The 12,706-nt window shown below is 63.5% G+C and carries 12 protein-coding genes; 7 read left to right on the top strand and 5 right to left on the bottom strand.

Annotated elements, in window-relative coordinates:
* Positions 1-135: 135 nt before the first annotated feature.
* Both ABOA88_RS20305 and ggt read right to left on the bottom strand, forming a co-directional pair.
* Complete coding sequence (locus tag ABOA88_RS20305; RefSeq protein WP_196170630.1) at positions 136-1,017, bottom strand: LysR family transcriptional regulator; 882 nt, start codon at positions 1,015-1,017, stop codon at positions 136-138.
* A 78-nt stretch (positions 1,018-1,095) separates the two neighbouring features.
* A complete protein-coding gene (gene ggt, locus ABOA88_RS20300; protein ID WP_367852030.1) occupies positions 1,096-2,916 on the bottom strand; it encodes a gamma-glutamyltransferase in 1,821 nt (606 codons plus the stop codon).
* Positions 2,917-3,097: 181 nt separating this feature from the next.
* On the opposite strand from ggt, the gene ABOA88_RS20295 reads away from it, so the two are divergent.
* Entirely contained in the window at positions 3,098-3,745 is a 648-nt protein-coding gene (locus ABOA88_RS20295; protein ID WP_367852031.1) for an ankyrin repeat domain-containing protein, read from the top strand.
* 35 nt (positions 3,746-3,780) lie between these two features.
* Here ABOA88_RS20295 and pobA read toward each other — a convergent pair whose 3' ends face one another.
* Positions 3,781-4,968, bottom strand: a complete 1,188-nt coding sequence (pobA, locus tag ABOA88_RS20290; protein WP_367852032.1) for a 4-hydroxybenzoate 3-monooxygenase — start codon at positions 4,966-4,968, stop codon at positions 3,781-3,783.
* A gap of 168 nt (positions 4,969-5,136) precedes the next feature.
* On the opposite strand from pobA, the gene ABOA88_RS20285 reads away from it, so the two are divergent.
* The 3 genes from ABOA88_RS20285 to ABOA88_RS20275 are packed head-to-tail and all read left to right on the top strand — an operon-like array spanning position 5,137 to position 7,413.
* Positions 5,137-6,033 (top strand): helix-turn-helix domain-containing protein, encoded by an 897-nt coding sequence (locus ABOA88_RS20285; RefSeq protein ID WP_196170626.1) that lies wholly within the window; start codon positions 5,137-5,139, stop codon positions 6,031-6,033.
* A 55-nt stretch (positions 6,034-6,088) separates the two neighbouring features.
* Positions 6,089-6,493 (top strand): MerR family transcriptional regulator, encoded by a 405-nt coding sequence (locus ABOA88_RS20280; protein ID WP_196170625.1) that lies wholly within the window; start codon positions 6,089-6,091, stop codon positions 6,491-6,493.
* Between the two features lie 20 nt (positions 6,494-6,513).
* A complete protein-coding gene (locus tag ABOA88_RS20275; protein ID WP_367852033.1) occupies positions 6,514-7,413 on the top strand; it encodes a hydroxymethylglutaryl-CoA lyase in 900 nt (299 codons plus the stop codon).
* Between the two features lie 538 nt (positions 7,414-7,951).
* Here ABOA88_RS20275 and ABOA88_RS20270 read toward each other — a convergent pair.
* The gene (locus ABOA88_RS20270) at positions 7,952-8,482 is read right to left on the bottom strand and encodes an MgtC/SapB family protein (protein WP_196170623.1); all 531 of its coding nucleotides are present in this window, start codon (positions 8,480-8,482) and stop codon (positions 7,952-7,954) included.
* Between the two features lie 157 nt (positions 8,483-8,639).
* On the opposite strand from ABOA88_RS20270, the gene ABOA88_RS20265 reads away from it, so the two are divergent.
* The 3 genes from ABOA88_RS20265 (at position 8,640) to mapR (ending at position 11,854) form a co-directional block, all read left to right on the top strand.
* A complete protein-coding gene (locus tag ABOA88_RS20265) occupies positions 8,640-8,879 on the top strand; it encodes a DUF3203 family protein (RefSeq protein ID WP_043211257.1) in 240 nt (79 codons plus the stop codon).
* A 119-nt stretch (positions 8,880-8,998) separates the two neighbouring features.
* Positions 8,999-10,405: a cytochrome c oxidase accessory protein CcoG gene (gene ccoG, locus ABOA88_RS20260; protein ID WP_367852034.1), complete on the top strand. Its 1,407-nt coding sequence runs from the start codon at positions 8,999-9,001 to the stop codon at positions 10,403-10,405.
* A 39-nt stretch (positions 10,406-10,444) separates the two neighbouring features.
* Positions 10,445-11,854, top strand: a complete 1,410-nt coding sequence (mapR, locus tag ABOA88_RS20255; protein ID WP_196165074.1) for a GntR family transcriptional regulator MpaR — start codon at positions 10,445-10,447, stop codon at positions 11,852-11,854.
* A gap of 53 nt (positions 11,855-11,907) precedes the next feature.
* Here mapR and ABOA88_RS20250 read toward each other — a convergent pair whose 3' ends face one another.
* Entirely contained in the window at positions 11,908-12,654 is a 747-nt protein-coding gene (locus ABOA88_RS20250; RefSeq protein ID WP_196170621.1) for an SDR family oxidoreductase, read from the bottom strand.
* Between the last annotated feature and the right edge of the window lie 52 nt (positions 12,655-12,706).

The following is a 12,706-nucleotide window of genomic DNA, read 5'->3' as shown; positions in this document are numbered from 1 at the left end:
GGGGCGCAGCGGCTTTGGTTACTTTGGCCAAGACCAAAGTGACCCGCCGTAAGGGCGCAAAGGTGACTAACCGTCGCCAAATCAAACGGATAAGCCCACAAACCTCAAAACCAACAACCAACAACCAACGCCAAATCAAATCTCGTGCGCCGCAAGCAACTCCATGAGCACCTCGGCCAACGCCCGAACCATCCCATCCGCCGTAGGCCGATGCACCACCACGATCTCGTAGCTATCGACCTCCGGCAGCCCTTGCTCCACTCCCAACACCCGGTGCTCCCCCGTCGCCGCCCGCGGCGGCAGCAGGCTGATCCCCATGCCATCGGCCACTGCCGCCTGTATCCCACTCAAACTGGAGCTGGTAAAGCTGATACGCCAACGCCGCCCCATCCCCTCGATCGCGGTAATCATGTCATCGCGATACAACCCCCGCGGCGGAAAAGTCACCAGAGGGATCGGGTCGAGTTCGAAGGCCGGTGTCCGGGCACTGTCGATCCACTGCAATCGCTCAGGCCAGCAAGCCACCCCTTCCCTCGCATTACGCCGCTGCTTGAGCAACACCAGGTCCAATTCGCCATTGTCATAGGCCTGGCTCAGGTCTCGGCACAACCCGCTGGTAACTTCCAGCTTGACCTGCGGATGGCGCCGACTGAATGCCGACAAGGCATTGGTGGTGCGACCACCGACGAAATCCTCAGGTACTCCCAAGCGCACCGTCACGCCAACCATCGCCCCCGCCAGGGCTTCGAGCATCTGGTCATTCAGCGCCAGCATGTGCCGGGCATAACCCAGCAGTGTCTGCCCTGCGTCCGTGGGCAGCACGTCGCGGTTGCCTCGCACCAGCAGGCGGTGCCCCACCATGTCCTCCAGCCGGCGTACTTTCTGGCTGATGGTCGACTGGGTGGAATGCAAGCGCGTCGCCGCCGTGGTGAAACTGCCACAGTCGGCCACCACGACAATGGCGCGCAGCAGGTCGAGGTCGAACAGGGCCCTATTCGGTTTAACGCTGATAGACATCGGTGTATTCAACTTCTGAATGGCAGACCCGACTTCTAGCACGCCCATTCACCGCCGGCAACCGCACGCGCAAGCGCCTCAGTCGCCCAGCGCCGTCCCTTCACGTCGGGGATCGGCACCCGCCGACCAGCCGTCAGCGGTGCGCTGGATGATCTGCGTCCCACTGGTCATCGTCATCGGTGTCACCTCATGGCCGCGGGCTTGAAGCGCCTGTATCAGGGCTGGGCTTGCCAACCCCGCTTCCACCTCGGTGCCGAGGTTGCGACTGCCGAAGTTGGGCAGGTTGATGGCCGCCTGGGGGTCGAGCTTCCAGTCCAGCAGGCCGATCAATGCTTTGTTCACGTAACCGATGATCTGCGAGCCGCCGGGTGAACCCAGACTGGCCAGCAGTTCGCCGGACTCACGCGTGAACACCAATGTCGGCGACATCGAGGACAGCGGTCGCTTGCCGGGAGCAACCGCGTTGGCGACAGGCTTGCCGCCTGCGCTGGGCACGAACGAGAAGTCGGTCAGGTGATTGTTCAGCAGGAATCCTTTGACGAACAGGTGCGAGCCAAACGCAGCCTCGACGGACGTGGTCATGGCAATCGCACCGCCCAGATCGTCGACGGCCGAGACATGGGAGGTGGCGATGCGCAAGGGCGAACGATCAGGCGACAGGGCCAGGTTGCTACCCGGCGGTGTACCGGCCTCGGCGTGCTTCATGCTGCTCGGGCCAATCAGCCGGGCACGACTCGCCAGGTACGCCTTGTTGGTCAGCCCTTGGAGATTCACCGCCACATAGTCGCTGTCAGCCAGATACTGAGCGCGGTCGGCGTAGGCCAGGCGCTCGGCCTCGGCGATCAGGTGAACCGCCATGGGCGCAGGTTCCAGACCTGCCACCGACAGTGCCTGCGTTGGAGCCATGCTGGCCAGGTCCAGCGACGGCGTGGCCGACTGCAGGGCTTCGAGGATCCCCAGGGTCTGCAATACCGCGACGCCACCGGAGGATGGCGGCGGCATGCCGCAAATGCGCCAGGTCTTGTAGGGCCCGCAGACGGGCGTGCGCTCCTTGGCCTGGTAGCGGCGCAGGTCTTCGAGCGACAGCAGGCCGGGGTTGGCATGGCCGCGCACGGCCTCGACCATCGCCTGGGCAATGTCGCCGGTGTAGAACGCATCAGGCCCCTGCGTGGCGATCAGTTCCAGGGTCTGTGCAAGCTCGGGGTTCTTCAGAAGCGTGCCGACCGCCAGGGGCTTGCCTTGGGCATCGAGAAAATAGCGGGCCATGCCGGGCGAGCCGGCGACATAGGGGTCCGCTGCCAGTAGTGTGTGCAATCGCTTGGACATCGGGAAGCCATCGCGGGCCAAGGCGATAGCCGGGGCAAACAGGTCGCGCCATGGCAGTCGACCATGCTGTTCATGGGCCAAATACAAGGCGCGCAGCACGCCGGGTACGGCCACTGAGCGGCCGCCGATCTGGGCGTCCCGAAAGGCCATGGGCGTGCCATCAGACTTGAGGAACAGGTTCGGCGTAACGCCCGAGGGCGCGGTTTCACGACCGTCGAAGGCCTGGACCTGATGCCCGTCCCAATAGAGGATGAACGCCCCACCACCGATACCACTGGACTGAGGTTCGACCAAGGTGAGCACCGCCTGCATGGCGATGGCAGCGTCGATGGCGCTGCCACCTGCGCGCAATACCGAGCGCCCTGCCTGACTGGCCAAGGGATTGGCTGCGGCAGCCATGTGCCGGCTGGCATGAGTCGGCTGCAACCCGGCGCGGTAGCCGGAGTCGAGCTCGGGTGGCAGCGGTGTGGTCGAGGGCGTCCCGGCCGTTCGCTCGCCCCAGCCACAACTGGTCAAGGTCACCAGGCAACACAGGGCCGTGACACGCACCACAACGGGTAAAGGCCTTTTCAAGAAGGACATCCTGTAATTCGAAGGTAGGCGCATGGCGCCAAAACCGCGATTTTAGCCGAACCTGCGCGAAAGCCAGAAAACAGGGTGTATCCAGAAATGCACTGATGCTCATGCGGAGAATTAACTTCAAGCACTCAAGGGTATTTCCTAGGATGAAGACCGGTCATTCAGGAGCCCTTCCATGCGCATGCCGTTCGCCGTGCTCTTCACCTTGCTCATCAGCGTTGTCGCCCACGCCGAGACCATTGCCATGGATACCCAACTGCTCAATGCCGCCCAGCGTGGCGATGCTTCTGCCGTACGCCGTCTGCTCGATGAAGGCGCGACCGTCGATGCGCGGGACGCTCAGCGCCGCACCGCGCTGCTGGTGGCCACCCACGCCAATGAGGTCGCGACAGCCAAGGTCCTGATCGAAGCTGGCGCCGACGTCAATGCCAGGGACGACATCCAGGACAGTCCTTATTTGTATGCCGGGGCCCGTGGTCTGAACGCGATCCTGCGCCTGACCCTGGATCACGGTGCCGACCTCAAGAGCACCAACCGCTACGGCGGCACCGCGCTGATTCCCGCCGCCGAGCGCGGCCATGTGCAGACCGTGCAGATGCTGATCGACGCAGGCGTCGACGTGAACCACCTCAACCGCCTGCACTGGACCGCGCTGCTCGAGGCGGTGATCCTGGGCGATGGTGGCCCACGTCATGTGGACATCGTCCGCCGGCTGCTGGCGGCCGGGGCGGACCCGACGATCGCCGACAAGGACGGCGTGACGGCGCTGGAGCACGCGCAGCAGCGGGGATATCGGGAGATCGTGGCGCTACTGGAAAAATGAGGGCGAGCATCTACCCGTGAATGGAGCCGCCCGCCCTACTCCACCGCCTCGAACGGCAACCCCACATAGTTCTCGGCAATGTTCACCAAGCCTGCCGGCGAGCTGAGGTAATACTCCCGGTCGGCCTCCTGCATCTTGCGGTCCCAGTCATCCTGATGCTCGCCGAAGTCATGCAGCAACTGGGTCATGAACCAGCTGAAGCGCTCGCCCTTCCACACCCGGCGCAAGGCCAGGGGCGAGTACTGGGCCAGCAGGTCGGTACGCCCTTCGCGGTAGACCTTGACCAGGATCCGGTAGAGGTAATTGACGTCCGACGCCGCCAGGTTCAGCCCCTTGGCGCCCGTGGGTGGGACGATGTGCGCGGCATCGCCGAGCAAAAACAGCCGGCCGTACTGCATGGGCTCGACCACCTGGCTGCGCAGCGGTGCGATGCTTTTCTCCAGCGCCGCTCCGGTGACCAGTCGCGCCGCCACCTCCTCTGGCAGCCGCGCCTTGAGTTCATCCCAGAAGCGCTCGTCGCTCCAATCTTCCACCCGCTCTTGCAGCGGCACCTGCAGGTAGTAGCGGCTGCGGGTGTGGGAGCGCTGGCTGCACAGCACGAACCCGCGCTCATGGTGGGCGTAGATCAGCTCATGGTTGACCGGCGGCGTATCAGCCAAGAGGCCCAGCCAACCGAACGGATAGACACGCTCGTATTGCTTGAGCACGCCTGCGGGGATGCTCTGGCGCGACACACCGTGGAAACCGTCGCATCCGGCAATGTAATCGCAATCCAGGCGCTGGCGTTGGCCGTCCTGCTCGAAAGTGACAAAGGGCTGTGAAGTGTCCAGCCCGTGCACCTGCACCTGGCTGGCCGAGTAGATGATCGGCGCACCGCTGGCCTGACGGGCCTGCATGAGATCACGGGTGACTTCGGTCTGGCCGTAGACCATGACCGTCTTGCCGCCGGTGAGGGCCTTCAGGTCAAGGCGTTGGCGACGGCCGCCGACCAGCAGCTCGACGCCCTCGTGCACCAGCCCTTCACGATCCATGCGTTCGGCGACACCCGCCTCGCGCAACAGGTCTACCGTGCCCTGCTCCAGCACACCGGCACGGATGCGCCCGAGCACGTAGTCGGGTGTCTGGCGTTCGAGGATCACGGTGTCGATGCCAGCCTTGTACAGCAACTGGCCAAGCAGCAGGCCGGACGGACCGGCCCCGATGATTGCAACCTGAGTCTTCATTATTGTTGTCTCGTCGTGTCGATGCCGGCACTGGCAACACATGCCCTGGCATCTGCTGATTTGGGTTTGCACCTGCATTTTTACTGGCCACTGCCAGGCAAAAAGTGTGAAATCCCATGCATTAACTGCACTTTTGCAAATTTCGTTCGATTAACGGACAGATATGCCATGACCACTCGACTTCCCGGAGTGCCGCTGTTCCAGCTCTACGGCGAAAACCAGGCCTGGCCCGGTACCGACCTGCTGCATTGCGAGTCGATCCCTGCGCGCAGCCGTTTGCACCACTGGGAAATCAAGCCCCATCGCCATGCCGAACTGTTCCAGCTGCTTTACGTGCAACGGGGCCAGGCGCAGGTACAGATCGAAGGCCAGCACAGCGAAATCCGCGAAGCGGCCATCCAGGTGGTCCCTCCGCTGACCGTGCATGGGTTTCGTTTCAGCGCCGACATCCAGGGCCACGTGCTGACGTTCGGCACCGCCCTGGTGGCCGATCTGGAGCAGCGCCTCGGTGCGCCCTTGGCAGTGCTGACGTCGGTGGGCTGCTACCCGCTGGGCAAGGACCGCATCCGCCTGCACGGCCTGATCGATACTCTGCAGCAGGAATACCAGGGCCACGCGCCAGGCCGGGCAGCCATGCTGCAGGCGCTGCTCACCGCGCTGATGGTGTGGATCAGCCGTCGCCAGCAACTGGGCCAGGCCCCGCGCAATCGAGATGAACGCGACCGGCAACTGCTCAGCCGATACCTGCGCCTGGTAGAGGCCCATTACCGCGAGCACCTGTCGGTCGAAGACTTCGCGGCGAAGCTGGGTGTCTCCAGCCTGCGTCTCAACCAACTGTGCCGGGACCTGGCTGGGCAGACCGCTCTGCAAGTCGTTCACCAGCGCCTGTTGCTGGAAGCCCGACGCAACCTGGTGTACACGCGCATGAGCATCGGCCAGCTGTCGGACCGCCTGGGCTTCACCGATCCGACCTACTTCGCCCGGTTCTTCAAGCGCCTGTCCGGCCAGACGCCAAATGGCTTCCGGCGATCGGCCCAATCCCAAGGGCCGGCAGCGCCTGCTTGACGTTTACGTCAAGCAGCCTTTAGGTTAGCGGCTATCACCTCTTCCGAGCCCAAGCATGAGCAGCCAGACCTACAGCATCTCCGACCTGTCCCGCGAGCTGGACATCACCACCCGCGCGATTCGCTTCTATGAGGAGCAAGGCCTGCTGAGCCCCGAACGCCGAGGCCTGGAGCGCATCTATTCGGCGCGCGACAAGGTCACCTTGAAGCTGATCCTGCGCGGCAAGCGCATCGGTTTCTCCCTGGCCGAATGCCGGGAACTGATCGAGCTGTATGACCCCACCAGCGGCAATCTCAAGCAGCTCCACAGCATGCTGGCCAAGATCGCCGAGCGCCGCGCCCAGCTGGAACAGCAGATGCTCGATATCCAGCAGATGCACCTGGAGCTGGACACCGCGCAGGAACGCTGCGAACAGGCCCTGGCCGCCACCCTCAACCAGCACAATCACAATAACCGTTGACCTGACACAGGAACCCCGCCATGTCATTGCCCGAGAAAGTCCGCCTGGTCGAAGTCGGCCCGCGCGACGGCCTGCAGAACGAAGCCCAGCCCATCAGCGTCGCGGACAAAGTGCGCCTGGTGGACGAGCTCACCGAGGCCGGGTTGTCCTATATCGAGGTGGGCAGCTTCGTCTCGCCCAAATGGGTACCGCAGATGGCCGGCTCAGCCGAGGTGTTCGCCGCCATCAAGCAACGCCCGGGCGTGACCTACGCCGCCCTGGCGCCCAACCTGCGCGGCTTCGAAGACGCTGTGGCGGCTGGCGTGAAAGAAGTGGCGGTATTCGCTGCCGCATCCGAGGCCTTCTCACAGCGCAACATCAATTGCTCGATCAGCGAGAGCCTCAAGCGATTCGAGCCGATCATGGAGGCGGCACGCAGCCATGGCGTGCGAGTGCGCGGTTATGTGTCGTGCGTGCTGGGCTGCCCTTACGAAGGCAGGGTCAGCGCCGAGCAGGTCGCGCCGGTGGCGCGGGCACTGCATGAGATGGGCTGCTACGAAGTGTCTTTGGGCGACACCATCGGCACCGGTACCGCCGGCGAAACACGCCGTTTGTTCGAGGTGGTCTCAGCCCAGGTGCCACGTGAGCAATTGGCCGGGCATTTCCATGACACCTATGGCCAGGCCCTGGCCAATGTCTACGCCAGCCTGCTCGAAGGCATCCAGGTCTTCGACAGTTCCGTGGCGGGCCTGGGCGGCTGTCCGTATGCCAAAGGCGCGACCGGCAACGTCGCCACCGAGGATGTGGTGTACCTGATGCAAGGCCTGGGTATCGACACCGGCATCGACCTGGAGCGCCTGATTGCGGCCGGTCAGCGCATCAGTTCGGTGCTGGGCCGCGTGACGGGGTCGCGGGTTGCACGGGCGCGTAGCGCTCAATGAGTCATACGGGTGTCACATATGTGTGGGTGAGTGTTACCTCACCCCCGTTTGCCAGAAAAAAATCGGGTAACAGGGAAACAAATCGACAGATTTTCAGGTGACCGGATTTTTGCATATTTCGACAAACCATTGATTTTAAAGGATTTTAAAAAGTTGGCATGGCATCTGCTTTATCTCTGGCATAACAAGAACAAAAACGTGACACCCAATAAAAACAACAGGTAACGGCTCTGACATAACAAGAACAACACGGCAGAGGCGTAGCAAGCAGATTTTTTTGGAGTAGGCACGCTTTTCAGAGGGTTCGCCCTCGCGGTCTGACACAGAACAATAAAACTACCTGCAAGGTAGCGGCAGTCAGCATCGGATCAGCAATGATGAAAGCAGGTCAGCGCTCAAAAAAATACGTTTGCTCTTGTGCCCCGAGTGGGGGCCACCCGCAGTACCGAGGCAACGGCTGACAAAAACAACAACAGGCCAGTCTCCAATAATAAAAAAAGAGCAGGCAACAACGCTTTGAGGGGAGCTTCGGCTCCCCTCAGTGCTTCCTGTCACTCTCCTCCTCCTGCTTCCCTTCATCCTCGCCTTCAAGCTTCTCCACCAGCAGCGGCATGCTGCCCAGCACCAGCAGCGCCAGCACCGTGCTGATCACGGCGGTGGCCTCACGCCCCACACCGGCGGCCGTGCCGATGGCGGCGGTCATCCACAATCCGGCGGCGGTGGTCAGGCCTTTCACATGGCTGGTCTCCTGGCCGTTCCCTTTGAGAATCGTCCCAGCGCCCAGAAAACCGATCCCCGCGACGATCCCCTGGATCACCCGACTGAGCGCCTGCTCGTCAGCGCCGGCCATGCTCGGTGCCAGGACGAACAGCGCCGCCCCCAGGCACACCAGCATGTGCGTGCGCACGCCTGCGGACTTGCCCTTGTGCTCGCGCTCGAAGCCCAGCACCGCGCCCAGCACGGCGGCCATCAACAAGCGCACCAGGATCTGAGTGACCTCGCGCAGGTCGGCGATGTCGGCGAACTCGGCTTGTATGGCCAGCCATACCGTGTGCCACCAAGGGTGCATGTCAGACCTCCAGGTCGTGGGAGCGACGCTCGAACCTCTCAAGGGATGGACCGTTGGGCTTGCCGGGAGTGCAACCGAATCCGCTGAGCGCAGCGATGCAGCAACCACCGGTTTGGTGCGGTCACAACTGCAGACCGCCAACCAAGAGGACATCGCCATGCCCGTAGAAATCGACGAAAGCACCCGCCGCTGCACGTTGATCGGCGAAGACCTGCGCCTTGAGGCCGAGGGGCCGGACATCGAGATCGTCACGGATGAGCAGTTGCGCATGTCGGTGGCCCTGCTCGCCAACCAGCGCGTCCCCATCACCGAGGCCGAGGCCGACGCGCTCACCGTGGCCGGTGCGGTGGATAGCCGCAGGCATCTGAAGGCAAGCACGCCAGGCTCCGTGATCTAAGGCCTGCGCGATACCAACAGGTCATCTGATACGGTTTTTATCGCGACACCTGAGTCTGTGCTGAAAACAGATCGCGCCCCATAGTGACCGGGCCTGATCGAGACTCAAGAGCACAAGCCATGAGCGATAGAATCCCGTACCGCGTGATCGACGTTGCCGCGCCCGCCAGCCCGCACAAGCGCCTGGGCGACAGCGGCATCCATACCCGCAGCTTCACCGGCCTGTACCGCAATCTACGCATTGGCTTTGCCGGTGCGCTGTTCGTGCTGTTCTTCGGCACCGCCTGGCTGAGCTGGAACGGTCGCCAGGCCGTGCTCTGGGATCTTGCTGAAAGCAAATTTTATATCTTCGGCGCCACCTTCTGGCCCCAGGACTTCATCCTGCTCTCGGCGCTTTTGATCATCTGCGCCTTCGGTCTGTTTGCCATCACGGTGTTCGCGGGCCGCGTCTGGTGCGGCTACAGCTGCCCGCAAAGCGTATGGACCTGGCTGTTCATGTGGTGCGAGAAGGTCAGCGAAGGTGACCGCAACCAGCGTATCAAGCTCGCTGCAGCCCCCTGGAGCCTTGAAAAGCTTGCCCGCCGCACCCTAAAGCACAGCCTGTGGTTGGCCATCGGCGTGCTCACAGGGTTGACCTTCGTGGGTTACTTCACGCCCATCCGCCCTTTGGCCGAGGCGCTGTTCACCTTGCAGTTGGGCGGCGTGGCGCTGTTCTGGGTGGCGTTCTTCACCGCCGCCACCTACCTCAACGCCGGCTGGCTGCGCGAAGCGGTGTGCATGCACATGTGCCCCTACGCGCGTTTCCAGAGCGTGATGTTCGACAAGGACACCTTGTCGGTGGCTTACGACCCTCGCCGCGGCGAGGCCCGTGGCGCACGCAAGAAAGGCAGCGACCCCCGCGCGCAGAACCTGGGCGACTGCATCGACTGCACCCTGTGCGTGCAGGTGTGCCCCACCGGTATCGATATCCGCGACGGCCTGCAAATGGCCTGCATCGGCTGCGCCGCCTGCATCGACGCCTGCGACAACGTGATGGACAAGATGGGCTATGCCCGTGGCCTGATCGGCTACAAGTCCGAACACACCCTGCAAGGTGGCAAGACGCACTGGCTGCGCCCACGCCTGCTAGGCTACGCCAGTGCCCTGGTGCTGATGATCGGTGCCTTGGTGGTGGCCCTGAACCTGCGCCCGATGGTGTCGCTGGATGTGATCAAGGACCGCGGCCTGTTCCGCGAGAACGCTCAAGGCCAGATCGAGAACATCTACCTGCTCAAGGTCATCAACAAGACCCAGTCCCCCCAGCACTACGAACTGCGTCTGGTGGACGCCGAGGGCTTTGCGCTGAACGGCAAGACGGCCTTCGTCATCCCCGCCGGAGAAATGAGCGAGCTGCCGGTATCGGTCGCGCTGCTGGCCGACCGCCCCACCAGCAGTGCCCAGCAGATCACCTTCGAAGTCCGCGACAGTGATGAGCCGACGATCTACAGCCGCGCCGACAGCCGCTTCGTCGCACCACTGAACCGCTGATCCCTTACACTGACTTGTCACCTTGACTGCCGAGCCACGATGAAACGCTACGAACGATTCGCCGACGACATTGCCGAACTGATCCGCTCCGGCGTACTCGGGCCCGGCCAACGTGTACCTTCGGTGCGCTACGCCAGCCAGACCCACGGTGTAAGCCCGTCCACGGTGTTCCAGGCCTACTACCTGCTCGAGCGCCGTGGCCTGATTCGCGCCCGACCGCGCTCAGGCTACTTCGTCAATGCCCACGCCCCCCGGCCGTTCAGCGAACCCCAGGCCTTGGCACCGGTCAGCGAATCCACCCAGGTGGACGTCAGCGCGCTGGTGTTCTCCATCCTCGACTCGATCAAGGACCCGCACACCGTGCCGTTCGGCTCGGCCTTCCCCAGCCCGGAACTCTTCCCCCTGCAGCGCCTGTCGCGCTCGCTGGCCAGCGCCAGCCGAGCCATGGACCCGCGCATGGTGGTCACCGACCTGTCGCCGGGCAACCCGCAACTGCGCAGGCAGATCGCCCTGCGCTACATGGTCGGTGGGCTGATGCTGCCCATGGAGGAGTTGCTGATCACCAACGGCGCTCTGGAAGCGCTCAACCTGTGCCTGCAGGCGGTCACCGAGCCCGGCGATCTGGTCGCGATCGAAGCGCCGGCCTTCTATGCCTGCCTGCAGGTGCTCGAGCGCCTGAAGCTCAAGGCCGTGGAAATCCCGGTGCATCCACGTGAAGGCATGGACCTGGGGGTACTGGCGCAAACCCTGGAGAAACACCCGGTCAAGGCCGTCTGGTGCATGACCAACTTCCAGAATCCGGTGGGCGCAAGCATGCCCGAAGCGAAGAAGCAGGAACTGGTGGAGCTGCTGCGCCGTCATCAGGTGCCGCTGATCGAGGACGATGTCTACGCCGAGCTCTACTATGCCCAGCAAGCGCCCAAGCCGGCCAAGGCCTTCGACACCGAGGGCCTGGTGATGCACTGCGGCTCCTTCGCCAAGAGCCTGGCACCGGGCTATCGCATTGGCTGGGTCGCTGCCGGGCGCTTTGCCCAGAAGATCGAGCGGCTCAAGCTGATGACCTCGCTGTGCGCCTCGATGCCCGCCCAGGCCGCCATCGCCGACTACCTGCAACACGGCGGCTACGACCGCCACCTGCGCAAGCTGCGCTACGCCTTGGAAGGCCAGCAGTTGAGCATGCTGGCCGCCATCGCCCGACATTTCCCGGCGCAGACCCGGGTCAGCCACCCCAGCGGTGGTTACTTCCTGTGGCTTGAACTGCCGGAGCAGATGGATGCGCTCAAGTTGTTCCACATGGCCCTGGCCCAGGGCATCAGCATCGCCCCAGGGCCAATCTTCTCGCCCACGCGGCGCTTTGGTAACTGCATCCGCCTGAACTACGGCAGCCCCTGGAATGAAGGTGCCGAGCAGGCCATGGAGACGTTGGGGCGGATCGTGAGGTCGTTCTGATCGCGTAGCAGGGTCTGCTTCGCAGCCCATCGCGGCGCGCGTACCCCGGCTACTTAGCGCCCGCCGCCCAGGTCAATGAAACTACCTGTCGAATAGGACGCCTTGTCCGACAGCAGCCACAGGATCGCCTCGGCCACTTCCTCCGGCCGTCCACCACGCCCCATGGGCAAACCCGGTTCGAGCTTCGATACCCGGTCCGGGTCGCCACTCAACGCATGGAAACCTGTGTGGATGTAGCCAGGACGTACGCCATTGACCCGTACGCCCTCGCCTGCCACTTCCTTGGCCAGGCCGACAGTGAAGGTGTCCAGCGCGCCCTTGGAGGCGGCATAGTCGACGTATTCGTGGGGAGCCCCAAGGCGCGCCGCCACAGACGATACATTGACGATCGCCCCGCCCTGCCCGCCATGACGGCGGGCCATGCGCAGCAATGCGTGCTTGGCGCACAGCATCGGGCCGACCACGTTGGTCTTCATCACCTTGAGCAGGCGGAATTCGGACATCTCCTCCACCCGACTCTGCTGGCCGATGGTGCCGGCGTTGTTGACCAGCGCGGTAACCGGGCCAAGCTCCTGGTCGACGCGATGGAACAGCTGCGCCACTTCATCTTCGACACTGGCATCGGCTCGCACGGCGATGGCCGTGGCCCCGAGCGCACGCACCTGGGCCAGCACCTGTTCGGCGGCCTGGTCGTCGGCATGGTAGTTGATGCAGATGCGATAACCCTGCTGTGCCGCCAGCAAGGCGGTGGCGGCGCCGATGCCACGGCTGGCACCGGTGATGACGATGATGTTCTCCATGAATCTGCCAATTGCCTGGAAATGAACGTTCGACAATAGAAGAAAGGCAGAT

The organism is Pseudomonas sp. PKS (assembly GCF_051913525.1).
In the GTDB taxonomy this organism is placed as follows: Bacteria; Pseudomonadota; Gammaproteobacteria; order Pseudomonadales; family Pseudomonadaceae; genus Aquipseudomonas; species Aquipseudomonas guariconensis_D.
The sequence above is the reverse complement of the archived record's forward strand: the minus strand, read 5'-3'. Positions and strand labels throughout refer to the sequence as shown.

Excerpts from the sequence above, each read along its gene's own strand:
- ABOA88_RS20305 (WP_196170630.1), bottom strand. The coding sequence starts at position 1,017 with ATGTCTATCAGCGTTAAACCGAATAGGGCCCTGTTCGACCTCGACCTG.
- ABOA88_RS20295 (WP_367852031.1), top strand. The coding sequence starts at position 3,098 with ATGCGCATGCCGTTCGCCGTGCTCTTCACCTTGCTCATCAGCGTTGTC.
- pobA (WP_367852032.1), bottom strand. The coding sequence starts at position 4,968 with ATGAAGACTCAGGTTGCAATCATCGGGGCCGGTCCGTCCGGCCTGCTG.
- ABOA88_RS20285 (WP_196170626.1), top strand. The coding sequence starts at position 5,137 with ATGACCACTCGACTTCCCGGAGTGCCGCTGTTCCAGCTCTACGGCGAA.
- ABOA88_RS20280 (WP_196170625.1), top strand. The coding sequence starts at position 6,089 with ATGAGCAGCCAGACCTACAGCATCTCCGACCTGTCCCGCGAGCTGGAC.
- ABOA88_RS20275 (WP_367852033.1), top strand. The coding sequence starts at position 6,514 with ATGTCATTGCCCGAGAAAGTCCGCCTGGTCGAAGTCGGCCCGCGCGAC.
- ABOA88_RS20270 (WP_196170623.1), bottom strand. The coding sequence starts at position 8,482 with ATGCACCCTTGGTGGCACACGGTATGGCTGGCCATACAAGCCGAGTTC.
- ABOA88_RS20265 (WP_043211257.1), top strand. The coding sequence starts at position 8,640 with ATGCCCGTAGAAATCGACGAAAGCACCCGCCGCTGCACGTTGATCGGC.
- ccoG (WP_367852034.1), top strand. The coding sequence starts at position 8,999 with ATGAGCGATAGAATCCCGTACCGCGTGATCGACGTTGCCGCGCCCGCC.
- mapR (WP_196165074.1), top strand. The coding sequence starts at position 10,445 with ATGAAACGCTACGAACGATTCGCCGACGACATTGCCGAACTGATCCGC.
- ABOA88_RS20250 (WP_196170621.1), bottom strand. The coding sequence starts at position 12,654 with ATGGAGAACATCATCGTCATCACCGGTGCCAGCCGTGGCATCGGCGCC.